The sequence below is a fragment of the Microcoleus sp. Z1_B2 genome (assembly GCF_036700325.1).
Classification (GTDB): Bacteria; Cyanobacteriota; Cyanobacteriia; order Cyanobacteriales; family Microcoleaceae; genus Microcoleus.
This window is the reverse complement of the sequence record NZ_JAUBOQ010000002.1, coordinates 126,162-148,527: the sequence shown is the minus strand read 5'-3', so window position 1 is coordinate 148,527 and position 22,366 is coordinate 126,162. Positions and strand designations below refer to the sequence as shown.

The following is a 22,366-nucleotide window of genomic DNA, read 5'->3' as shown; positions in this document are numbered from 1 at the left end:
TTAATTACCCACAAAATTAATTCCCGTTACATAACGTTACAATATAGGAGTAAACTACTTTCAGGCGAGCTAAACAATCAATGCGCTTAATATTAATGACCGGAAAAGGCGGCGTCGGCAAAACCTCCGTAGCCGCTGCGACGGGGCTGCGGTGTGCCGAATTGGGATACAAAACCCTAGTGCTGAGTACAGATCCCGCTCACTCCTTAGCCGACAGCTTCGACATGGAACTCGGACACGATTCGCGGCTGGTGAAACCGAATTTGTGGGGAGCAGAATTAGACGCTCTCAGGGAATTAGAAGGCAATTGGGGAGCCGTTAAGCGCTACATTACTCAAGTCTTGCGAGCGCAGGGGCTCGAAGGGGTGCAAGCTGAAGAATTAGCCATCTTGCCAGGAATGGATGAAATCTTCGGTTTGGTGCGAATGAAGCGGCATTACGACGAAGGCGAATTTGATGTTTTAATTATCGATTCGGCTCCAACTGGCACAGCATTGAGACTGCTAAGTTTGCCCGAAGTTGGCGGCTGGTACATGAGAAAATTTTACAAGCCGCTGCAAGGCATATCCGCCGCCCTTAGACCCTTAGTTGAACCTATTTTTAGACCAATTGCGGGTTTTTCTTTACCAGACAAAGAGGTGATGGATGCACCTTACGAATTTTACGAACAAATCGAAGCTTTGGAAAAGGTTTTAACTGACAATACTGTGACTTCGGTAAGGTTAGTTACCAATCCCGAAAAAATGGTAATTAAAGAGTCTCTGCGGGCTCATGCCTATTTGAGTTTGTACAATGTAGCCACAGATTTAGTAGTAGCTAACCGGATTATTCCCGCAGAAGTAACTGACCCATTTTTTAAACGGTGGAAAGAAAGCCAGGAACAGTACCGTCAGGAAATTCACTCAGATTTCATGCCGCTGCCAGTTAAGGAGGTGCCACTTTATTCCGAAGAAATGTGCGGTTTGCCAGCTTTGGAACGGTTGAAAGAAACGCTTTACAAAGACGAAGATCCAAGTCAAGTTTATTACAAAGAAAATACGATTAAGATCGTGCAGGAAAACAATCAATATAGTCTTGAACTGTATTTGCCCGGAATTGCTAAGGATCAGATCCAGTTGACCAAAACGGGAGATGAGTTGAATGTTCGGATTGGGAATCACCGCCGTAATTTGGTGTTGCCGCAAGCTTTAGCGGCGCTGCAACCTTCGGGGGCGAAGATGGAGGATGATTATTTGAAGATTAAGTTTGCTTAACAAGACTTACGCACGCTTCTACCTAAAAAACCCGGTTTCTAGGAAAAATCGTGGATTATCCCTTGAGATATTCACGCAGAAACCGGGTTTTTGGCCCGCGTGCAGGTATTGAGCTATTCAGCAGACTTACGCCATTCTTGTCCGAGGCGAACTGCTTTGTCAAAAGTAGCACGGTTGCGTCTGCGTTTATGAGACAGTGACTTTTGTAATGGTATCAATTCCGATTGTAGCGGAATGATTTAACCGCAGAGGGCGCAGAGGGCGCAGAGTCTGCAGAAGAGAGAGATGAATAATTCCGATGTCAACGGGTTGGATATGAGATGCTGCTGGCTAGATACAATTAACATGATTTAGCATGAACGACTTCCTTTAATGCCTCATCAATCACTGCATCGCTGACACCTCGGCGCTTCAAACTTGCTACTAAGGCTCTTACTGTCTCGCTCTCAAATCGTTCTAAATCAACGCGCAAACCTTGACCGATATAAGCACGAATTAATGGCTGATAACCCGAAAAACCCAACAAGGGTGCAACTTTCTTTAGATATTCCACAACATCTTCGGGCATACGAATCGTCACGCTAGTCATTGGACGGTTGCGGTTTAATCGCTGTTTTAATGCTTCAACCTTCATACTCTGCCCTCTCCTGACGAGTTGCTTTACGTGCTGAAATAAGTTGCGGCTCTTGTACCCGGTAAACAATTCCCTATTATAAGCCCCACCGATTATCTTAGAAAATCAGTAATTTTATTCCATTTCATCACTTCCGCCAAGTCAATCGCCGTCAACCCATCAGGATTCTTAATCATTTTATCAGCGCCATACTTTAATAATAATTTAACAGGAGTTAAGTTGCCAGCCAATGCCTCACATTGCAGCATAGTCCAGCCATTTTCATCAATTTGATTTACAATGGTAGGATTTTCACTTAATGCAGAATCAATTTTTGCAGCCATATTCTCACTCATTGGATGCTCGCCGATTTCATATTCATCCTTATTTCTTGATTCTTGATTTAAATAGCTATCGGGAACAATTCGGATTTCTCTCGGATCGCCGAATTCCAAACCCCAAGCATCATCATGCACACGCCTTCGATCGCTATTCATTGTAAGCCGTATTGCATTAACAGTATATGCACCATAAACCATCCCATCAATAGAATATATCCAATCATTGATATCGTTGAAGCCCATCACAATCTGGTCGCCCGATCCAATTCCATCTATCCATCTCGGATCGTTTAATAAATCTCCACTAACTTTCAGACCATCAAAATTAACATTCTCCACCCACATATGTTCAACTGATGGTGCAGAATCCGTCACCTTTCCCGTCGGAAATCCAAGTTTTACTGCACTTATATCCAGCCCAGGAATTATCCGCCGCCTTTCCCATGACAACTCACGCCAAAAATATTTAAATGATTCGCGTGCCTTCTTGCTAGCAAGATTTATATCCGGGTCATCACCCTGAAATCGATAAATATTTTGACTCATTTACCACTCCGCAGTTGATTGTTAGAGGTACTTCTAATATTAATATACATCATAAGCAGGTTAAGTATATCAAGGGAAAGGGATGAAAAGAATTCGACCTTCCTATTCATCAGGCTGACTGCAACAAATAAATAGTTCTAAATCATCAATGATCTTACCAATGGGTGCTGTTGCAATAACCTCAATAACTCCAAGCATAGGTAGTCCTTGATTGACTCGCTCGTAGGCATACATCGTAATAGTGGCCACATCATGGGTAAGTAAGATGCGTCCTTCATTAGCGGCCCATTCTAAAATATCTGGATCGTCAGTGTGAATCAGCCCTACATCTTGGACACGAACAATATCTAATTCAGGCAAACGTCTCACCAGCCCACGCAATATGGCTCCATTAAAATTTTCATCAGTTAGAAGGCGCACTTGGTATCGACTCCCCTTTTGACTGATAACGAGTAAGCAAACGTTGTCTCAGATCAACTAAGTTGTGTTGTCGAGAAAGTTCTTGTCTCAGTTGCTGAGATTGTTGGCTGCGCTGTTCCAAATAACTGTCAATTTCCTGACGATGGTTTAGATAGTAAGCAATGGTACTGTATATGTCTTCTAAGCGAACAACTGAATACTGAATAGCGATTTCTTCGGGAGTGGAGCCATTGTGGTATGAAGCAAGTATGCTATCTAGGGTGACTCGACTCGAACCTATACGGATACCTCCCGCTTCATCCCAACGGAAAGGAGGAGAGGTTGCTTGGAATTTTGCTGGGGCGCTCATTACATTAGGGACATATTCTACCTGACTTGAACTGTATCAAAACATTGTAGCAAGAAGCCTAATTCTTTGTCGGAAGGTAATGAAAGCCAACCATAATTATAGCTGTCGCTATGCTGGCTTTGCTACGAATGCAGGATAGGTTTTGTGTGCATCTGCATAAATCCTAAGTGCTACAGACATTTGCTGGCAGTTTCTCCTTGTGCCTGAAACCAAGCAAATGTTTCAGGATCGACTTGAACTTGCATAGTAATAGCCGACTGAGGCATTCGTAATTGCGCTCTAGTAAAGAACTCCTCCGATAGTGGTGGACTATCGGAAGTATCGATATCTTCATTGCTCATTGCGTCGATTCTCGCCCAGTCGGTTTGTGAGGTATTGTTCATAGCGTCTGCGTTCATAAGACAGTGACTTTCGCCCTGGAGATAATACGAACTGTTTCCTCATCAAGCTCCGTGTAGACAACAACTACAATTCGTCCATCAAGTAAACCAATACCGATACTCGACTCCAACGCATTGTTAGGCTTTCTGATTGCTACGGATAGGGCAATAAATTTAAGTTTTGAATGAATCGATAATCTCGTTGGTTCTTAGTGATGAAAGGGTACTCCCATACTATTGCTGTAGCTGCGATCAAGCCATCGGCAATTAGTAAGCCGTGACTTAGCCGATACAACCGTAACAAGTCAACCGCCTTATCTGAAATAGACTGGTCAATTCTAATCACGTCAAACTGCTGGAGAAATTTTTCTAGAGTCTGTAACTCTACCTTGTTAGCGCAACCAACAATTAGCTCCATTTGTGTGATTATGCTAATTGCTAATCGAGAACTTGATTTTAGTCCTTGCAAACAATTAACTGCATCAGGAATACCACGACCAACATCGATGATTATGTCGGTATCTATGATAGTTGAACTAGCCATGTGCTTTTTACCACTCGTTTTCTCGGAGATTACGTACCCAGGTAGTGCTACCTAAGTCTTGACGATCTCGCCACATTCCAATAAATGGATCGTTCATTAAATCAACATTTACTGACGAAGAGACATGTTCATCATATATGTACTTTTGTTTTAAAAAGGCGATCAAACTTACCACTTGACTCTGTGCTTCAGCCGGCAGAGATAAAAATTCACCTAAAAACTCTTGATTTGTCATGGCTATACCTTTTAAACAGAACAAGATATCTTTGATTAAGTCTATCAATATTTTGAGATTTTGGGAACTACTCCCTTCCCGTCATGGGGTCAAAAGCAGAAATTTTCTGTGTGAAATCCCAATTTTGGGTAGTTAGGCAGAAACTTTCTCTGTTTCCATGACTATTCCTCTTCTTTCCCTTCCTCTGTGCTCTCTGTGCCCTCTGCGGTTCCTTCACTCTTTCCTGCATTAACCTCAATCTTTCGCGCCTGACGTTCCGACGCAGCTTTTTGCAGCATTTTCAACTTTTCTGGGTCAGCATTCGATCGCCAAAACAACTTATGATCCTTAATTTTCACGCAATTTTCCTCCAAACACTTCATCCATTCCCGATGTTTCTTAACTACGCCACGATCGAGAATACCTAACTTTTCTTCTTGGCGGGTGAGTTTCGCAAACTTGTCATAATGCGGATAACTCTCAGTAACAAAAGCTTCTTTTCTCACTAAAATTGGCGGATTGTACACATCAGAATAGTCTTGATAGCTCACAGAAAGGTCGCGCAAATCTATGTGCATAGAAGTGTGAAGGGCTGGATGCGGGTTAGTGTCAAAATCGGGATAAAATAGATAGGAAATCTGAGGTCTGCGAGCGTAAAATTTGATAATTGTCGCGCCGTCAAGTCTGCCAATTGTGCGGTTGGCGCAGCCTTCGTAGAGCCTGAGCAAAGGGTCTAGTTCTTCTAATGCAGAGACGTGAACAGAAAGGGAACCATGCTGTTTGTAGCCGATCGCACTATCTTCGCAGCAATCCGCCACAATATCAGGTTTGCTCAGACTGTATAGCATTAAATCTGCCAAAGTGCAAGCTTTTTGATAATTGTCAAACAAACCTTTGATGTCATTGCGGATTTGAGCCGGGAGTCCGCGGATTGAAGGCCGATCGCCCAAACCGTTCAGAGCCAGATACACCAGCAAATCTTGGCGGCGCTTGTCGGCGATTTTCTCCCAATCATCCGCATCCGTTGCTTGCAAAATCACCCTCCAAGCGCGATTAAAACTGTGAAATTCCTCCTTAATCGCCGATTCTTCCGCTAGTTCGCCTTTAACAGGAAGGCGGCCCCGATCGCTCACAAAAGCCATCAAAGGAGCCAACATTTCCGCATAATCCTCAAACCGCTTAACTTGCGATCGCACCCTGGGAGTCGATAAGTGCGATCGAAACCGAGAAGCACGAAAACTTTCACCCTCCGCTGCATCCCGAAACACAAAATAGATTCCCAAAGCCACAGGAATTGCATCAACATTCAAAACTTGGTCAATATAAACCTTCAACTCTTCCTGTTCGTAATACTTCTGAAAAGTATTCCGAGAAGTAATCACCCCATCCCCATAAGCAATTTGGCCTCGTTCGCTATCATCAATCAAAACTTGAGCCGCTACAACTAATAAACTCTTAGTTAATTCCCAAGCACTTAGCAAAGCTTCTCGGCGTTCCGCCAAAGATTCAATCACATTAATCACATAACCAATATTCACAATATCCGCACACATTCGCGGAGTATCCGGCTGATAGTATGGGTCCCAACCAGAAATAGCATAACCCTCTTGTGCAATATATTTAACATCCCCGCCGTAACCGCAACCGTAGTCAAAAAAAGTCGCCCCGTCCCTCACTAAATCAGCTTCTAAAACCAGACGCAGGGGTTTAGAAAGCGAATTGCGTACCATTGCAGCTTTATGTCGCTCGATTTTAGGAATTGATAGCTCACTATTCTCCTCTTTCAAACGCTCGACAACAGTATGATCTTGGATTTCTACACCGCAATATCCCAAATATTTGAGCCAACCTTCGCGAGTTCCGATAACGCTAGTATTGTCAAGCAGTCCCCACTTTTCCTCGCAGCGAGTCAGCCTCGCAAACTTTTCGTAATGGGGATAATCCGCAGCTACAAAAGTTTCCTTGCGGTGCAAAACCGGGGGATTTTCGCAGTTACTGTAATCAAAATATTTAACTTCCCCTGTTGCTAGATTAATCTGGATGCTGGTTTGCAAATCAGGATGAGCATTTGTATCGAAATCAGGGTAAAAAAGATAAGATATTTTAGGTTGATGAAGCAAAAATTTAACTAAAGTTGCTTCATCAATATTTTCGAGAGTGCGTCTGGCACAATTTTCGTAGATTCCGAGGACAGGGTTGAGTCTCTGCAAAGCTGAAACGTGAACGTAAAAAGCCGTAGGTAATTTTTTTCCCACCTTGCTTTCCCGACAGCAGCGAGCCACTTTTGCTACTAGATTGTCCACAGAAAAATTATTGATTTCATCGAGCGGGTAAGGCACAGCATTTACAGAATATTGCTCAGAAATACCCTCTTTTTCATACAATAAAATTTCGCGAGCAAAAACCATCAAAGGCGTTAGCAGTTTTTCCTCGTTTTCTAAGGAATTGCTATTTGAAATAGTGTTTGTAATGGTATCGTAATTCATAGCTAAATTAATTATTTTTTTTAAATTAACCGCAGAGAACGCAGAGAACACAGAGTGAAGAAAGAAACAAAGAAATAAACAAACAAAGAAACAAAGAATTTATTTCTTAGTCCGCGTAGGCGGACTTCGTTTGTTTAGGCGCGATTTCAAGCGCCGACTAATATCGATTAATAGCGACTAACCGACTAACTAAACATTCGATTTTCCACAAATTCTTGCACCCGGGCTAAATGACTGGACAAACTTACTAATAGGTTCTCAATCCTCTCACTATTTGACAATTCCACCCCTTTTGGTTCAGATTGAAAGCTTCGCGCTTGATGCTCCAATTGTGCGGCCAAATCCGACATCTGAGCAACTCCCACATTAGCCGAAGTTCCCTTGAGACGGTGGGCTTGATATTCCACAGCTTGCCAATCTTTAGCTTCTACGGCTCTTTTGGCAGCAGCTACATCAGCTTGGGCTCCTGCCACAAAAGCTTGCAAGAGTCGCTCTGGCAATTTAATATTAACTCGTCCGAGTTGCTCCAATCTGCTCTTGTCGAACAGTCCGTCGTAGTCTCTATGTTCCCAAGTTGGAAGTGCGATCGCCCTTGGTGTCGGCCCGGCCACAACCTGCGCTTTTTCCACAACTTCTGTATAATTTGTTGCTAATTGAGATTTATTTTCCGAATTTATACTTTTAACTCCATACTTATTGTCACCCTGAACATTTAGGGCTTCATACTTTTTCAGGGCCGCCGCCAAAGCATCTAAATCTACAGGTTTGCTGAGATAATCGTCCATCCCCGCCGCTAGACACTTTTCTCGTTCCCCCGGCATAGCATGAGCAGTTAAAGCCATCACAAAAGTATGCCGATCGCTTCCTTCGATTTCCCTCAACTTTTGCGCTGCTTTGTAACCATCCAGTATCGGCATTTGACAGTCCATCAGCACTAAATCATAGCTTTTTTTAGCCAGCAAATCCAGCGCTTCTTGACCGTTGACCACGCAGTCAGCCTGATAGCCTAAAACTGCCAACTGTTCGACAAGAACTTGTTGATTGATCGGGTGGTCTTCCGCAACCAAAATTCTCAGCGATGACAGCGAATTGGGAGTAACATATTGATGAGTATTAACTGGTGGCAACTTGCCAGTATTAACAGCCTCCTCTCTCCCAAAATCTCCCCTTCCCTTCACCGGCGCAAGCATTGCCTCAAGCAGGTGGCTTGGCCGCACCGGCTCGATCAAATATCCGTTAAAACCTCGACTGCAAAGCGATTCAGCCTTCGGCTGTTCTCGCAAAGCAGTCATGGCGATTAACGAGCAAACTGTCGAGGTCGATCGCACTTTCCTAGCAAATTCCTCCGCATCCAACTCCGGCATTTGCAAGTCCACCAGCACCACATCCCAGCTTTTTCCCCCCTCTCCCGAATTCTGAGAAATCCCGCCCTGGGTATTTTTCAACCAACTCCAAGCCTCAGCAGCACTTTCTGCCTCGTCGCAGCGCGCACCCCAACTTTGAGCGAGCGATCGCACTGCTGCCCTCCTCAAAGCACTTCCAGAGATTACTAACAACTTCTTGCCCGCAAGTTCGGGATCGTGAGGCTCAACTGGCAACTGTTTTTCCAAAGGTACAGTAAACCAAAAAGTAGCACCGCTGCCTAGCAAACTGCGAACTCCAATGTCCCCTCCCATCATCTCCACTAACTGCTTACAAATAGCCAAACCTAAACCCGTCCCGCCGTAAGGCCTAGTAGGAGAATCATCTACCTGAGAAAAAGATTGGAACAGCTTTGTTTGTCCTTGGGCCGAAATTCCAATGCCAGTATCCCGCACCGAAAATAGCAACCTTGCTTCTTGTCTACCCTCTGCCAGTCTGTTGCCCTGTTTCACAGTTACGTGAACTAGAACTTGACCGCGATCGGTAAATTTTATGGCATTCCCCGTCAAATTCAGCAAAACTTGCTTCAATCTGCCCGAGTCGCCCACCAACTTTCTCGGCACTGAGCTGTCAACTAAAATATTCAATTCAATACCTTTTTCTTCTGCCAAATGCGCTATAATTTCTATCACCGACTCAACGCAACTATCTAAATCAAAATTAGCCTTTTCCAGCCGCATTTCTCCCGCTTCAATCTTAGAAAAATCGAGAATATCATTAATAACATTTAGCAAATGTTCAGCACTGCGGTAAATCGTCTGAGCACAGTCCCGCTGTTTCTGTTCCAGAGGAGCGCGCAGCAGCAATTGAGCCATTGCCAAAACCCCATTCATCGGAGTGCGAATTTCGTGACTCATGTTCGCCAAGAATTGCGACTTCACCCGGCTAGCTTCTAAGGCAGTTTCCCGCGCTTCCACCAACTCATTAATCTTGTCGGCCACCATCACAATTCCCCCTACTTTACCGTCTGGATTGTACCAAGGGTGAGCGGCCCAGCGCAGGTAGATAACAGAGCCGTCTGCTCGTTCCCAAGCATCTTCGCTCACAGAAACGACCTCACCTCTGAGCACTTCTTGATACATTACTTTCCAGCGATTCGGGGTATCTGGAAACAATTCGTAATGACTGAGATTAGTCAGCGACTGCCACTCAAAATTAAATTGAGTCAGCCATTTGTGCGAGTTAGCTAAATAGCGCATTTCCGTATCGAACATCGCCATTGCTACCGGCACGCAAGTAATAATTTGTTTCAGTTGCTGCCGTTCCCTTTCCAGAGCATATTCCGCCTGTTTCCGCTCAGTAATGTCGCTAATCATGCCGGCCATTCGCAGCGCTTTTCCTTTGGAATTTCGCTGAGCTTTTCCCTGAGAAGTGCAGTAGCGGTAAACACCGTTCGAGTGTAGCAGCCGGAATTCTACATTATAATCTATTTCTTGTTCCAAGTGAGCGGCGATCGCCGCGACAATTCCCTCCTTGTCATCGGGGTGCAGGCGGTTGTATAGAGCTTCCATAGTCCTGCCAAATTGCTTTCGCGACAAACCGATAATTTCCAAAAGGCGATCGTTCCAATAAACCTCATTTTTACTTAAATCCCAATCCCAAATTCCGTCGTTCACTCCCTCTAAAACTAACCTGTACCGTTCCTCACTTTCCTTAAGCTTTTGACTGGTATGAAACGCCTGAAATTCGGCGCGGTAAACGCGCATCGCATTGGACAAACTGCGGGACAAACTATCGGGAGAAAGCTTATTTTTAGCAATATAATCAGAAGCTCCTGCCTTCATCAATTCCACAGCGATTTGTTCGTCGCCTTGACCTGTGAGTACAATTAAGGGAACTTTCAGTCCAGCTTCTCGTAGATGTTTTACCAAACTCAGTCCGTCTCCGTCCGGCAATCCGTAGTCGAGGAATACGCAGTCAAATTTGCACTCAAATATTTGATTTAATAGCAGCCCCTTTTCTGTCTCCTCAACCTCGCTTAAAGGTTGAGATTTATTTTGTTGGGAGAGTTTTGCGGTAGCCTGCATAGAATTTTTGCTAACCGAGAGTTGTGCCAGCGCATCCGCGCAGTCTTCTGCTTCAGTAACTTCTGCAGAAACACCAGCAGACTTGAGCGATCGTTTGATTGCCATTCGATCGACTGCATCGTCATCAACTATCAGAATTGTGAGAATTTTGTCCATAAAAACCGAATTGTGGATTAGTCCGAAAAAGCTGCTGTCAAGAAAAAGGACTTAAAACAACTGCATCGCTGAAAAATCATAAAGCCCCCTTGAAAATTTTTCTATTCAAATTTCCCTATTTTAGGGAATTTCACTCAGCATCCAGTATTTGTTTAGGGTAGCCATCACTTCCACAAAGTTAGAAAAAGTAACAGGTTTAAGAATATAGCCCGCTACATTCAAATTATAAGCTTTTACTTTATCTCTATCTTCATTAGAAGTTGTGAGGACGATTACCGGAATCGACCTCAAACATTCATCCAGTCGCAATTCTTGCAAAAACTCGATCCCGCTCATTCTCGGCATATTCAAGTCCAGCAAAATCAACCGGCGCGCTTGAGGCATGGGAGGATCTATTTTTCCTTGTCCACGCAATATAGCTAGAGCTTCTAATCCATTGGCAGCAATGTAGAGGGGGTTGACGATGTTATTTTTTTTGAAAGCTCGCCGGACGTTCATCACATCAACCTCATCATCTTCTACCAAAAGAATATGAATTTTTTTGTCTTGCATAAATCAGCCATTTTCTAGATGTTTTTTAAGCGCCCGTCTCGTTGGCGAGGTTTTGTCAGCACGGATCGCGAACCCAGCAGGTTTAATATCTATTGTCCTTTGTCAAGAATCATTTATGCCGGGGTCGATGACAGTATCTACCTGCAGGCGTACTTGCCCGTCATTCGATTTTGGATTTGAGATTTGAGATTTTGGATTGACCCGACGGATAAATGCGGGGGCTTGAGGATTTGAGATTTGAGATTTGGGATGGATTCCACGGATAAATCACGTGGCGGGTACCACATGAAGAAATTCGCTTGTCAGATGATGAGCGGTGCAGCGGAGATCCAAAAACTCGCCAATAACACCCGATCGAGCTACGGTAAAATCTAAAACTCATCTACATTATTATTAATCGCCATGTCAGCCGATCGCAAACTCTACGAAGGCAAAGCCAAAATCCTCTACTCCACCGAAGACAGCGAAATTTTGCTGACCCACTTCAAAGACGACGCCACAGCCTTTAACGCCCAGAAACGCGGCAGCATCGTCGGCAAAGGCGAAATCAACTGCGCCGTATCCGCCCACCTGTTTCGGATGCTAGAAGCCAAAGGCATTCCCACCCACTTCATCGACACCCCGGCCCCCAACCAAATGCGAGTCTGTCGCGTCCAAATCTTGCCCTTGGAAGTCGTAGTCAGAAACATTGCCGCCGGCAGTCTTTGCAAGCAAACCGGACTCGCCCTCGGCACAATTGTCAATCCGCCGCTGGTCGAGTTTTATTACAAAAACGACGATTTGGGAGACCCGCTGCTGACCCGCGACAGGCTGCTGCTAATGCAGCTAGCCACCCCCGAACAAGTAGACCAACTAGAAATCGCCGCCCGCGAAATTAACGAAATACTCAAAGAATTTTTCAGCCAGTGCGGCATCACCCTGGTAGACTTCAAACTAGAATTCGGTATCGACCAACATCAAAATCTGATCCTCGCCGACGAAATCAGTCCCGACACCTGCCGCCTCTGGGACAACGCAGAAGCAGACCCCGACGCCCGTGTTATGGACAAAGACCGATTCCGCCGCGACTTAGGATCGGTAGAAACCGCTTACCAGCAAGTTCTCCAACGCGTTCTCGCTCAGAAAGTCTAGAGGCCTTGGTAATGCGCTAGAATTGCACAGTTTGTTACCCTTCTGCTTTCGATGTCAGCAATCAGCGGTCAACAGTCATCAATTAGCGATCAGCGCGAAATTCAACCGACTTAATAACTAATGACTAATGACTAATGACTAATGACTAATGTGGTGTGTGGATTCCAAAAAAGTGAACAAAAATGCGTTTATCTGCTGTATTGGTGGCAGTTTTTACTGCCTCAGCAACATTCGGGTTATCAAATTCTGCTTCCGGCCAAACATCCTACTCTGAATCAGCAGAGGAAGCTTTGACTGCCGCCGGGCCCGCCCCGTCGATCGAATTACCCGATCGCCCCCTTCCAGAATTAACCCCAAACCCTCCTCAAAACCCTAAAGCCGCTAAAACCAGCAAAGGGGAAGCCCTAAAAATAGCGGAGGCCCCTGCCAGAGGAGGGAACGACCGCGAACCCCCAAACCAAGTCACAGACCCGCCATCCCCGGTTTCACCTCCGATCCTTGAACTCAAACCCGAGCTAGCATCCAACCCTTCCCCCGCCTCTAGCAGCCAAAACGCCCTGCCAGAGGCGCAACAGGAAAGCTCGCTCCCCCCATCGGAAGCGGCGGTAACGCCCGCCTGGATCGCAGCAGAGCTAGGGAAACCAGATGAATCCGAGGCGATCGCTCAAAACGCCCAAGTTCCGACAATACCGGCCCCGACGGGACCGCCGACTAACACCGTTCCTCCATTGCCCCCTGGCCGGGCACCGCAGCCGAGACAAGCCCCTGCACCCGCCGGGGCGGCAGAACCGCAAGTGCTAGTAGCAGAAGTTACAGTCACCGGCGCGACGGAAGACTTGGAAACCGAAATTTACCGAGTCATCAGCACCCAACCGGGACGCACAACCAACCGCAGCCAACTGCAACAAGACATCAACGCCATTTTTGCCACGGGCTTTTTTAGAAACGTGCGGGCAGTACCGGAAGACACCCCGTTGGGCGTCCGGGTGACTTTTATTGTGCAGCCAAATCCGGTGCTGCAGGGAGTGACAATCACCGGTCAGCAAGTGCTGCCCCAAAGCGTAATTGACGAAAGCTTCCGCGATCAATACGGCAAAATTCTCAACCTCCGCCGCTTTGAAGAGGGAGTGAAAAAAATTAATGCGTGGTATCAAGAGAACGGCTATGTTTTGGGCCAAATCACTGATGCCCCGCAAGTAGCAGACGACGGCACTGTCACCCTGGTAGTGGCAGAAGGCCAGATCGAATCCGTTGATGTCCGCTTCCTGAACAAGGAGGGAGAGGCAACAGATGCGACGGGTCAGCCGATCGGAGGCAACACCCGTCAGTTTGTCATCACCCGCGAAGTAGAACTCAAGCCCGGAGACATCTTTAACCGCACCAAGGCGGAAAGAGATTTGAGACGGGTGTTTGGTTTGGGAATTTTTGAAGACGTGCGACTTGCCTTGGAACCGGGAACGACTGACCCCCGCAAGGCAAGAGTAATTGTCAACGTCATTGAGAAAAATACCGGTTCTCTGGCGGCTGGTGCAGGTTTGAGTTCCGCGACGGGTTTGTTCGGTACGCTGAGTTACCAGCAGCAAAACTTGAGAGGTAGGAACCAGAAATTGGGGGCTGAAGTACAAATCGGGGAACGCCAAAATCTGTTTGACTTGAGTTTTACAGATCCCTGGATTGCGGGCGATCCTTACCGGACTTCTTATACGATTAATGCGTTTAGAAGACGATCGATCAGCGTGATTTTTGACGGCGGCGAACGGGAAGTCAGATTGCCCAACGACGATCGACCCCGCATCAATCGTACTGGTGCCGGTATCAATTTCACCCGTCCCCTGGATCGGAATCCTTTTGCCGATTCTGAGTGGACAGCTTCAGTAGGCTTGCAGTACCAGCGAGTCTCAATTACCGATCGCAAAGGCCGGCGCGAATCCGAGGACGAACTCGGCAACCTGTTGAGTTTTAGCGATTCGGGTTCGGATGACTTGACAACTTTGCAAGCAGGTGTTGTACGCGATCGGCGCAACGACCCCCTCCGCCCCACTAGCGGTTCCCTGCTCAGATTTGGGATGGAACAATCGATTCCTGTAGGTTCCGGCAGCATCCTGTTAAACCGCCTGCGGGCCAGCTACAGCTTGTACCTACCAGTCAAGTACACTAACTTTACCGCCGGCCCTCAAACCCTGGCATTCAGTTTTAGGGGCGGCACCGTATTCGGAGATTTGCCTCCCTACGAAGCCTTTGCCTTGGGCGGCGCCAACTCGGTGCGCGGATACGACGAAGGCGACATGGGAGCCGGCCGCAGCTTCCTAGAGGCCAGCGTTGAGTACCGTTTCCCGATTATTTCGTTTATCGGCGGAGCGCTATTTTTGGATGCTGGCACTGACTTGGGCACGGGCAAAGATGTCCCAGGCGACCCGGCAGGTATCCGCGAAAAGCCCGGTAGCGGTTACGGTTACGGCATCGGCGTGCGGGTTCAATCTCCTTTAGGGCCGATCCGGATCGATTACGGTATCAACGACACTGGCGACAATCAAATTCACTTTGGAATTGGTGAGCGATTCTAAGTTGACAGTTGGCAGTTGGCAGTTGGCAGTTGGCAGTTGACTGTTGACAGTTGGCAGTTGACTGTTGACAGTTGACTACTAACTACTGACTACTAACTAATGACTACTGACTACTAACTAATGACTATTGAACGTACCTTAAAATCTGAATTTGAACTGTCGGGAATCGGTTTGCACAGCGGCGAACAAACTCGCGTCCGAGTTTTGCCTGCAGAGGTTGGGGAAGGTCGCTATTTTGTCAGAATTGACTTGCCTGGTGCTCCGAGAATTCCTGCAAAAATTGAGGCGGTTTGCCAGACTGCACTTTCAACGGAACTGGCAGGTATCGATGCTCAAATTCGCACTGTAGAGCATCTATTAGCCGCTTTGGCGGGGATGGGAGCGGATAATGCTCGAATTGAGGTTGATGGGCCGGAAGTGCCGCTGCTGGACGGTTCGGCTCTGGTTTGGGTAGAGGCGATCGCCCATACCGGCTTAGTTCCTCAAGAATCTAAGCAATACCCCACTTCCTCCTTTGTCGTTAGTGAGCCAATTTGGGTGCGCCACGGGGATGCTTTTGCAGCGGCTTTACCCTCAGCAGAAACTCGATTTAGTTACGGAATTGATTTTGAGGAACAGGCGATCGGCAATCAATGGTACAGTTGGTCGCCAGAGGCAGAAAGTTTTGCGACGGCGATCGCCCCAGCCCGCACTTTTGGACTTGCTCGCCAAGTTGACCAATTGCGACAAGCTGGTTTGATCAAAGGTGGTACCCTAGAAAACGCCCTAGTTTGCGATCGATCCGGCTGGCTCAACCCGCCTTTGAGATTTGCCAACGAACCAGTGCGCCATAAAATCCTAGACTTAGTAGGCGACCTCAGTCTGCTCGGAACTTGGCCAAAAGCTCACTACTTGGCTTACAAAGCCAGTCACAACCTGCACGTCCAACTCGCCCAAGCCCTGAACTCCCAAGCTCTAGCTACGCTAGATAAAAGTTAGGAAAAAACAGGCGATCTTCTGTTAAGATTACATCTTCCTTCTGCCTTCTGCCTTCTGCCATACCACACTCAAAATTCTTCAAGAAATGTCTACGCTGACTGAAGTTAACACCCTCAATACTGCTAATTCTGAATCCGTCCCCACCAAAAACGGTGAAGATTCTCCAGCGGTTAAATCTACTTTTACTCTCGAAGAAGTTCAGAAATTATTGCCTCATCGCTATCCTTTTGCACTGGTTGACAAGATTGTTGATTACGTGCCGTCCGAGAAGGCTGTAGGAATTAAAAATGTGACTTTTAACGAACCGCATTTTCAAGGGCATTTCCCCGGACGGCCGATTATGCCTGGAGTATTAATTGTCGAAGCGATGGCTCAAGTTGGCGGTATTGTTCTGGCTCAGTTGCCCGATATCAAGCAAGGATTGTGGATGTTTACCGGAATTGATCGAGTCAAGTTCCGTCGTCAGGTTGTACCGGGCGATCAGTTGCTGATGACTGTAGAATTGCTGTGGGTAAAACGCCGCCGCTTCGCAAAAATGCAGGCTCTGGCTGAAGTAGACGGACAAAAAGTTTGTGAAGGAGAATTGACGTTTTCGATGGTAGATTAAGTTGGTGATTGGTGATTGGTGATTGGTGATTGGTGATTGGTTATGTGTTATTTGGGGATTTCTCTATATTCCTGATAACCACTGACAATTGACAATTGACAATTGACTACTGATACTAAATCCTGGTTTGTTACTCCTTGATGATTCGGCGATTGCAATCGCTACTACACAAACGAAGTCCGCCGCGGACTAAGAAATAAACGGGGTATTTAAGCTTGATTTTGTATGAAAACTGAAAACTGAAAACTGAAAACTGACTAATAAAAAATGCTTACTTTGATTCACCCAACTGCTGTGATTCATCCCCGCGCCGAACTTCACCCGACTGTAGAAGTGGGAGCTTATGCTGTAATTGGGGAAAGAGTGAAAATAGGGCCGGAGACTAAGATTGGCGCCCATGCAATTATCGACGGGCTAACAGAAATAGGCGCTCGCAATCAAATTTTCCCCGGTGCGGCGATTGGTTTGGAACCTCAAGATTTGAAATACGAGGGTTCTCTAACTAGGGTGAAAATTGGCGACAACAATCTCATTCGGGAATACGTGACAATTAACCGCGCTACTGGAGCGGGGGAAAGCACGACTATTGGCAATCATAATCTATTGATGGCTTATGTTCATGTGGGACACAATTGCGCGATCGCCGATCGAGTAATTATCGCTAATGCTGTAGCCTTAGCCGGACACGTTAAAATCGAGTCTCAAGCCCGCTTGAGCGGTGTTTTGGGGGTTCATCAGTTTGTCCAAATCGGCCGTTTGTCTATGGTGGGCGGCTTGAGCAGGATCGATCGAGATGTGCCTCCTTATATGCTAGTCGAGGGAAATCCTTCGAGAGTGCGAGCAATCAACAAAATAGGCCTCGAACGCGCCGGTTTTACCCAAGAAGATTTGCTACTTTTGAAGAAAACTTTTCGTATTCTATACCGTTCTGGCTACACTCTCGATCGAGCTTTGGAACAGTTGGATTTGTTGCCAGAAAACGCCCACTTGCAGCACCTGCGGAGATTTATGCAACAGTCTATAACCAAAGGGCGACGCGGTTTGATTCCTGGCAAAAAGTGAATGAGGTAGAATAAACCTATGAACTAAGCGACTGTTGCCCTATGAATGTATATACTTCTGTCAAATCTACATCCCCTGAAACAGAACCAGATGGCTGCATCAGGTTCTCAGATGTTAGTTGGGAGCAATTTGAAGCGATAGAAGCAGCTTTTAAAGATGTCAGAGGTGTGAAATTTTTCTATCTCGATAAAATACTGCAAATTATGACTGTCTCGCCCGAACACGAAATAATCAAGAAAACTCTCTGTATGCTGCTAGAGGCATATATGAGAGCAAATGGGATTAGATTTTACGGCAAGGGCGGCCCGACTCTGGGTAACAGAGAATTAGGCGGTAGAAAAGAGCCGGATGATTCCTATGATATAGGAACCCAAAAAATAGTCCCAGATATTGCTATTGAAGTGGTAATTACCAGTGGCGGGATAAATACTCTAGAATTCTACAAAAGATTGGGAGTTCGGGAAGTCTGGTTTTGGCAAAATAGTCAGTTATCTCTCTATTACTTAACAGGTGAAAATTATGAGCAGATTTCCCGGAGTACATTCCTTCCCGCTCTGGACTTAGAATTACTGCTACGCTGTGCTAATATGCCCGATCAATATGATGCTGTTACCGAGTTATTAGCCAACATCTCACCTGTATAAAGTCAGAATATGAAAATTTTTATCAGCACTGGTGAGGTTTCGGGCGATTTGCAAGGCTCTTTGTTAGTTGCAGCCTTAAAACGTCACGCTGTCGCGGCTGGTTTGGAGTTAGAAATAACAGGATTGGGCGGCCCTCGTATGGCGGAAGCTGGGGCTACTATTTTAGGCGATACTTTGGGCATTGGTTCTATGGGCCTTATAGAATCAGTGCCGTATATTTGGCCAACGATCAAAGTTCAACAAAAAGCTAAACAATATCTCAAAAACTTTCGCCCCGATGCTGTTGTATTGATTGATTATTTGACTCCTAATCTCGGTATTGGCAGCTATATCCGCCGCTGTTTGCCTGATTTGCCCGTGGTTTGGTACATCGCACCTCAAGAATGGGTTTGGTCGATTTCTCCTCGCAATACTGATCTGATTGTCAATATTTGCGACCAACTTTTGGCAATTTTCCCAGAGGAAGCTTGTTATTATCGAGAAAAAGGAGCCGAAGTGAGTTGGGTTGGTCATCCTTTGGTGGATAGAATGCAATCTGCGCCCAGCCGGGAAGTTGCCCGCAAAACTTTGGGAATTGGACCGGAACAGGTGTCGATCGCCCTAATTCCCGCTTCTAGACACCAAGAACTCAAGTACCTGATGCCGGTTATATTTGAGGCAGCTCAAATTATTCAAGCTAAATTGCCGGAAGTTCATTTTTGGATTCCGCTTGCTAATAACGCTTTTCGCCACAAAATTGAACAGGCGATCGAGAATTACGGTTTGCGGGCTACTCTGTTAGAAAATCAAACTCTGGAAATCTTGGCTGCTGCCGATCTGGCGATTACTAAATCTGGTACTGTTAATCTGGAGCTGGCTTTGCTGGATGTTCCGCAAGTTGTCCTCTATCGCGTCAGTCCAATTACGGCTTGGATTTTTCGCCACGTGCTGAAATTTTCGATTCCTTTTATGTCTCCGCCCAATTTGGTGCAAATGAAGCCGATCGTCCCGGAGTTGCTGCAAGACGAGGCGACTGCGGAAAATATAGTGCATCACGCATTGGAATTGCTGCAAAATGCCGATCGGCGCCAGCAAACTTTGGCGGGTTATCGGGAAATGCGGGAAAGTCTCGGAGATGTGGGCGTGTGCGATCGGGCGGCTGCGGAAATAATGAAAAATGTCAAATTAAATACAGCTTCTTAAAGCATTTTTTGTATTTAAAAGTTATGTATAAACCCGGTTCCTTTGTGGCTGGCTCGTGGACAAATTCACGATTTATTACCAGAAACGCTGTTGATTTCCTTAATTTCTATTAAAGCAACTTTTTTATTGAAATGTTATGCCAAGCAATCGGAAAAAGCGACCGATCGCTGTTGATTTATTTGCAGGTGCGGGCGGCATGACTCTGGGCTTTGAACAAGCAGGTTTTGACGTACTTGCCTCAGTCGAAATTGACCCTATTCACTGCGCCACACACGAGTTTAATTTCCCGCTGTGTTCTATTCTGTGTAAAGATGTCACACAGCTTACGGGCTCGGAAATTCGGAAAAAATCGGCGATCGGGGGGCGCGAGATAGACGTAGTAATCAGCGGTTCGCCCTGTCAAGGATTCTCGATGATGGGCAAGCGCGATGTGGACGATCCACGAAATTCTCTAATTTTTCACTTTCAGCGCTTAGTTTTGGAGCTAAAACCCAAGTTTTTTGTAATGGAAAATGTACCGGGAATTGCATCAGGAGAACACAAAGAACTCCTGAATGTTTTAATTAGCTCTTTTCTGAAACGTGGCTATAAAGTAGAAGAAAATTATCAAGTTCTCAACGCTGTTAACTATGGAGTGCCGCAAGCTCGCAAACGATTGTTTTTGATTGGGTGCAAAGCAGGTTATGAGCTACCCAAATACCCTCAGCAAACTACTATATTGCCCAAAATTAAAATTCCTAAACGCTATAAAAAAATTAATTTACCTGCTGTTCCGACTGTTTGGGATGCGATTGGAGATTTGCCGGAAGTGGAAAACTACAGCGAGTTGCTGCACCGAGATTGGGTAATGGCAGAGTACGGAAAGTGCAGCACTTATGCGAGTATAATGCGCGGAATTGATGGTTTGGATGATGATTATTCCTACGATCGCGAGTACGATCGACAAATCCTCTCTTGTAGTTTGCGAACTAAACATTCTCAGGAATGTATAGAAAGGTTTCAGGCGGCAAAACGCGGCGAAAAAGAGCCGATCAGCCGTTTTTACAAGCTTCACCCCGACGGAGTTTGCAACACTCTCAGGGCCGGAACCGACAGGGCTAGGGGGGCTTATACTTCGCCGAGACCGATTCACCCGATCGCCCCTCGGTGCATTACAGTCAGAGAAGCTGCGCGACTGCATTCCTATCCTGACTGGTTTAGATTTCATGTCACAAAATGGCACGGTTTTCGCCAAGTCGGAAATTCTGTACCGCCGCTATTGGCGAAAGCTGTCGCAGCGCAAATTATTAGCGCTTTGGGCGTGGAAGCCATTAAGCCGAGTCTCAAGCTGACATGGGGAGATGATTCCTTGCTTAAACTCAATTGGTCAGAAGCAGAAGAATATTATCTAAAAAGTTAAGAATTAGATTGACAGCGTATATGCAGGGCTACCCCCAATTAAGCGCGGGTTTAGCGTCCCTTGTATCCGTGGACACAGTTCGATGACCAGCACAAGATGTCCCCAGTAGTTAAACAAACCGGGAATGTATTCCGGCGCGCTGTGCAGTTTGTTCAAGGTAAAAGTGGGAACTATTTCGACTACTGGTCTGCAATCCAAGGCGTAGCATCCTAGACATAAAATAGCAAAATTAACATCTGCATATCATGGGAGATTTGAGATTGTGAAAGTCTACCGGAAAACATTTTGATAAATTTCGCTGAGTTTTGCAACAATTACGAGTCTTTTGGACTTCTAGAGCTATTGTGTAAAAAGTGTATTTTCAGGAGACTCAAATACTATGGGTTGGTTTAAAAGACTGTTCGGACTCGAAAAGCCTGCACCCCAGGCTGAACCGATGGCACAAGTAGTACAGCAAGCAGCACAAGCGCAATCCATCGCTCCTGCTAAAGTCGGCCCAGACGGAAATTTTGACGAAAGTGGCCTCGCGAAGCGGGTTGCTTTAGCTTTTGACAGCGATGCAGAAGTTGCTGATATCGAGACTGTTTGGGTTGCTCAGCTCAGCAGCACGGTTGTTCTCAAAGGTCAAGTTCCCAGTCAGGAAATTCTCGACAAGTTGGTGGCGATCGCCTCTGCTGAAGAAGGTGCCACAAACGTGCAAACCGATCAGGTGACAGTCGGCTAGTTATTCGGAACCGAAGTAGTTTCGCTCCGGGGCTGCTCGAAGCAGTCAAAAACTGGATTAATACCATTTTTCTAAAGATGTGCTATGGATGAAGTCTTAGCCCCCCCGCGGGAGGGGGGGTTGGGGGGGTAATATCTAGCGCTACTTTATGAAACTGGATTAAACCCGCTGCGGCGGGTTTTTTCTTGCCGTCTCCCCCTCAAAATATTAATTTTTGTAAAAAAAAGCGATTTATCTAAAAAAACAGTATAATTGAATACAGAAACTAAAAATGTTTTAGCGAAGAAAACCAACGCTGACCTGATTGCCCTTTTTATCTCGATAAATATAAGGATCAAAAAATATGAAACTCACTTATCGCGGTTCAAACTACGAGTACGACATTCCGACAGTCGATATGATCGAAGGGGAAGTCGCGGGCAAATACCGGGGTCAAAACTGGAACTATCGGTATCCGAGACACATTCCCAACCCCAGAAAATACGGCGGCACAAACCATACCAAAAAGCGAGATGCTCAAGCTGGCGATCGTGATGTCGCAGCAGCTAGCGCTTCAGCGAGGGTGGATTATTACCCAACAGTTGTGGAAGTGGCGCAAGTACACCAGGCGAATCTTTGCAATATTCTCGATCGTAGAAAGCAAGCAGCCAAAGCCAAGGGCGATGAAACACTGCTGCGCTTGCTAGAAATTGAGTCAAGACAAATGGTGTGTTAGAGAAAAAGCTTCAGAAAACAAAGCGTTTGTAAAGAGGGGGGAAATCAGCAGCGGCTT

Annotated in this window: 21 protein-coding genes; 11 read left to right on the top strand and 10 right to left on the bottom strand. The window is 46.1% G+C overall.

What is annotated here, in order from left to right:
• Nucleotides 1-80: 80 nt before the first annotated feature.
• A complete protein-coding gene (locus tag QT984_RS01615) occupies nt 81-1,253 on the top strand; it encodes a TRC40/GET3/ArsA family transport-energizing ATPase (RefSeq protein ID WP_333053180.1) in 1,173 nt (390 codons plus the stop codon).
• 340 nt (nt 1,254-1,593) lie between these two features.
• Here QT984_RS01615 and QT984_RS01610 read toward each other — a convergent pair whose 3' ends face one another.
• The 10 genes from QT984_RS01610 to QT984_RS01565 all read right to left on the bottom strand — a co-directional run bounded on the left by QT984_RS01610 (nt 1,594) and on the right by QT984_RS01565 (nt 11,303).
• Nucleotides 1,594-1,887, bottom strand: coding sequence for a hypothetical protein (locus QT984_RS01610; protein WP_333053179.1), 294 nt, complete (start codon nt 1,885-1,887; stop codon nt 1,594-1,596).
• A 92-nt stretch (nt 1,888-1,979) separates the two neighbouring features.
• The gene (locus QT984_RS01605) at nt 1,980-2,753 is read right to left on the bottom strand and encodes a DUF2314 domain-containing protein (RefSeq protein WP_190741039.1); all 774 of its coding nucleotides are present in this window, start codon (nt 2,751-2,753) and stop codon (nt 1,980-1,982) included.
• Nucleotides 2,754-2,855: 102 nt separating this feature from the next.
• Complete coding sequence (locus tag QT984_RS01600; protein WP_333337825.1) at nt 2,856-3,173, bottom strand: DUF5615 family PIN-like protein; 318 nt, start codon at nt 3,171-3,173, stop codon at nt 2,856-2,858.
• A complete protein-coding gene (locus QT984_RS01595) occupies nt 3,157-3,522 on the bottom strand; it encodes a DUF433 domain-containing protein (protein ID WP_333053176.1) in 366 nt (121 codons plus the stop codon). Before QT984_RS01595 ends, QT984_RS01600 begins: the two co-directional genes overlap by 17 nt.
• A 170-nt stretch (nt 3,523-3,692) precedes the next feature.
• Nucleotides 3,693-3,920 (bottom strand): hypothetical protein, encoded by a 228-nt coding sequence (locus QT984_RS01590; RefSeq protein ID WP_333053175.1) that lies wholly within the window; start codon nt 3,918-3,920, stop codon nt 3,693-3,695.
• A gap of 136 nt (nt 3,921-4,056) precedes the next feature.
• Nucleotides 4,057-4,446, bottom strand: a complete 390-nt coding sequence (locus QT984_RS01585; protein WP_333053173.1) for a type II toxin-antitoxin system VapC family toxin — start codon at nt 4,444-4,446, stop codon at nt 4,057-4,059.
• Nucleotides 4,447-4,453: 7 nt separating this feature from the next.
• Nucleotides 4,454-4,681 (bottom strand): hypothetical protein, encoded by a 228-nt coding sequence (locus tag QT984_RS01580; protein WP_333053171.1) that lies wholly within the window; start codon nt 4,679-4,681, stop codon nt 4,454-4,456.
• Between the two features lie 161 nt (nt 4,682-4,842).
• Complete coding sequence (locus tag QT984_RS01575) at nt 4,843-7,146, bottom strand: DNA phosphorothioation-associated putative methyltransferase (RefSeq protein ID WP_333372917.1); 2,304 nt, start codon at nt 7,144-7,146, stop codon at nt 4,843-4,845.
• A gap of 185 nt (nt 7,147-7,331) precedes the next feature.
• Complete coding sequence (locus QT984_RS01570) at nt 7,332-10,751, bottom strand: response regulator (protein WP_333270543.1); 3,420 nt, start codon at nt 10,749-10,751, stop codon at nt 7,332-7,334.
• 120 nt (nt 10,752-10,871) lie between these two features.
• Nucleotides 10,872-11,303 carry a response regulator gene (locus tag QT984_RS01565; protein ID WP_333053165.1) on the bottom strand — a complete coding sequence of 144 codons (432 nt, stop codon included), beginning with the start codon at nt 11,301-11,303 and terminating at the stop codon, nt 10,872-10,874.
• A 402-nt stretch (nt 11,304-11,705) separates the two neighbouring features.
• Here QT984_RS01565 and purC point away from each other — a divergent pair, with 402 nt between their 5' ends.
• The 10 genes from purC (at nt 11,706) to QT984_RS01515 (ending at nt 22,309) form a co-directional block, all read left to right on the top strand.
• Complete coding sequence (gene purC, locus QT984_RS01560; protein WP_333041222.1) at nt 11,706-12,434, top strand: phosphoribosylaminoimidazolesuccinocarboxamide synthase; 729 nt, start codon at nt 11,706-11,708, stop codon at nt 12,432-12,434.
• Nucleotides 12,435-12,616: 182 nt separating this feature from the next.
• The gene (locus QT984_RS01555) at nt 12,617-14,998 is read left to right on the top strand and encodes a BamA/TamA family outer membrane protein (protein WP_333053164.1); all 2,382 of its coding nucleotides are present in this window, start codon (nt 12,617-12,619) and stop codon (nt 14,996-14,998) included.
• Between the two features lie 120 nt (nt 14,999-15,118).
• The gene (lpxC, locus tag QT984_RS01550; RefSeq protein WP_333053162.1) at nt 15,119-15,976 is read left to right on the top strand and encodes a UDP-3-O-acyl-N-acetylglucosamine deacetylase; all 858 of its coding nucleotides are present in this window, start codon (nt 15,119-15,121) and stop codon (nt 15,974-15,976) included.
• An 85-nt stretch (nt 15,977-16,061) separates the two neighbouring features.
• Nucleotides 16,062-16,583, top strand: a complete 522-nt coding sequence (gene fabZ, locus QT984_RS01545; protein ID WP_333053161.1) for a 3-hydroxyacyl-ACP dehydratase FabZ — start codon at nt 16,062-16,064, stop codon at nt 16,581-16,583.
• 267 nt (nt 16,584-16,850) lie between these two features.
• Nucleotides 16,851-17,645, top strand: a complete 795-nt coding sequence (gene lpxA / locus QT984_RS01540) for an acyl-ACP--UDP-N-acetylglucosamine O-acyltransferase (protein WP_333208292.1) — start codon at nt 16,851-16,853, stop codon at nt 17,643-17,645.
• A 41-nt stretch (nt 17,646-17,686) separates the two neighbouring features.
• On the top strand, nt 17,687-18,289 hold the full coding sequence (locus QT984_RS01535) for a Uma2 family endonuclease (RefSeq protein WP_333053159.1): 603 nt from the start codon (nt 17,687-17,689) through the stop codon (nt 18,287-18,289).
• A gap of 9 nt (nt 18,290-18,298) precedes the next feature.
• Nucleotides 18,299-19,471 carry a lipid-A-disaccharide synthase gene (lpxB, locus tag QT984_RS01530; protein WP_333372912.1) on the top strand — a complete coding sequence of 391 codons (1,173 nt, stop codon included), beginning with the start codon at nt 18,299-18,301 and terminating at the stop codon, nt 19,469-19,471.
• A gap of 136 nt (nt 19,472-19,607) precedes the next feature.
• Nucleotides 19,608-20,870, top strand: coding sequence for a DNA cytosine methyltransferase (locus QT984_RS01525; RefSeq protein WP_333053155.1), 1,263 nt, complete (start codon nt 19,608-19,610; stop codon nt 20,868-20,870).
• A 379-nt stretch (nt 20,871-21,249) separates the two neighbouring features.
• Entirely contained in the window at nt 21,250-21,594 is a 345-nt protein-coding gene (locus tag QT984_RS01520; RefSeq protein WP_333053154.1) for a BON domain-containing protein, read from the top strand.
• 343 nt (nt 21,595-21,937) lie between these two features.
• Nucleotides 21,938-22,309, top strand: a complete 372-nt coding sequence (locus QT984_RS01515; protein WP_333262236.1) for a DUF4278 domain-containing protein — start codon at nt 21,938-21,940, stop codon at nt 22,307-22,309.
• The last annotated feature ends 57 nt before the right edge of the window (nt 22,310-22,366 follow it).

Excerpts from the sequence above, each read along its gene's own strand:
- QT984_RS01525 (WP_333053155.1), top strand. The coding sequence starts at position 19,608 with ATGCCAAGCAATCGGAAAAAGCGACCGATCGCTGTTGATTTATTTGCA.
- QT984_RS01595 (WP_333053176.1), bottom strand. The coding sequence starts at position 3,522 with ATGAGCGCCCCAGCAAAATTCCAAGCAACCTCTCCTCCTTTCCGTTGG.
- fabZ (WP_333053161.1), top strand. The coding sequence starts at position 16,062 with ATGTCTACGCTGACTGAAGTTAACACCCTCAATACTGCTAATTCTGAA.
- QT984_RS01615 (WP_333053180.1), top strand. The coding sequence starts at position 81 with ATGCGCTTAATATTAATGACCGGAAAAGGCGGCGTCGGCAAAACCTCC.
- purC (WP_333041222.1), top strand. The coding sequence starts at position 11,706 with ATGTCAGCCGATCGCAAACTCTACGAAGGCAAAGCCAAAATCCTCTAC.
- QT984_RS01555 (WP_333053164.1), top strand. The coding sequence starts at position 12,617 with ATGCGTTTATCTGCTGTATTGGTGGCAGTTTTTACTGCCTCAGCAACA.
- QT984_RS01610 (WP_333053179.1), bottom strand. The coding sequence starts at position 1,887 with ATGAAGGTTGAAGCATTAAAACAGCGATTAAACCGCAACCGTCCAATG.
- QT984_RS01590 (WP_333053175.1), bottom strand. The coding sequence starts at position 3,920 with ATGAACGCAGACGCTATGAACAATACCTCACAAACCGACTGGGCGAGA.
- QT984_RS01515 (WP_333262236.1), top strand. The coding sequence starts at position 21,938 with ATGAAACTCACTTATCGCGGTTCAAACTACGAGTACGACATTCCGACA.
- QT984_RS01585 (WP_333053173.1), bottom strand. The coding sequence starts at position 4,446 with ATGGCTAGTTCAACTATCATAGATACCGACATAATCATCGATGTTGGT.
- QT984_RS01605 (WP_190741039.1), bottom strand. The coding sequence starts at position 2,753 with ATGAGTCAAAATATTTATCGATTTCAGGGTGATGACCCGGATATAAAT.
- lpxC (WP_333053162.1), top strand. The coding sequence starts at position 15,119 with ATGACTATTGAACGTACCTTAAAATCTGAATTTGAACTGTCGGGAATC.
- QT984_RS01575 (WP_333372917.1), bottom strand. The coding sequence starts at position 7,146 with ATGAATTACGATACCATTACAAACACTATTTCAAATAGCAATTCCTTA.
- QT984_RS01580 (WP_333053171.1), bottom strand. The coding sequence starts at position 4,681 with ATGACAAATCAAGAGTTTTTAGGTGAATTTTTATCTCTGCCGGCTGAA.
- QT984_RS01520 (WP_333053154.1), top strand. The coding sequence starts at position 21,250 with ATGGGTTGGTTTAAAAGACTGTTCGGACTCGAAAAGCCTGCACCCCAG.
- lpxB (WP_333372912.1), top strand. The coding sequence starts at position 18,299 with ATGAAAATTTTTATCAGCACTGGTGAGGTTTCGGGCGATTTGCAAGGC.
- QT984_RS01570 (WP_333270543.1), bottom strand. The coding sequence starts at position 10,751 with ATGGACAAAATTCTCACAATTCTGATAGTTGATGACGATGCAGTCGAT.
- QT984_RS01535 (WP_333053159.1), top strand. The coding sequence starts at position 17,687 with ATGAATGTATATACTTCTGTCAAATCTACATCCCCTGAAACAGAACCA.
- lpxA (WP_333208292.1), top strand. The coding sequence starts at position 16,851 with ATGCTTACTTTGATTCACCCAACTGCTGTGATTCATCCCCGCGCCGAA.
- QT984_RS01565 (WP_333053165.1), bottom strand. The coding sequence starts at position 11,303 with ATGCAAGACAAAAAAATTCATATTCTTTTGGTAGAAGATGATGAGGTT.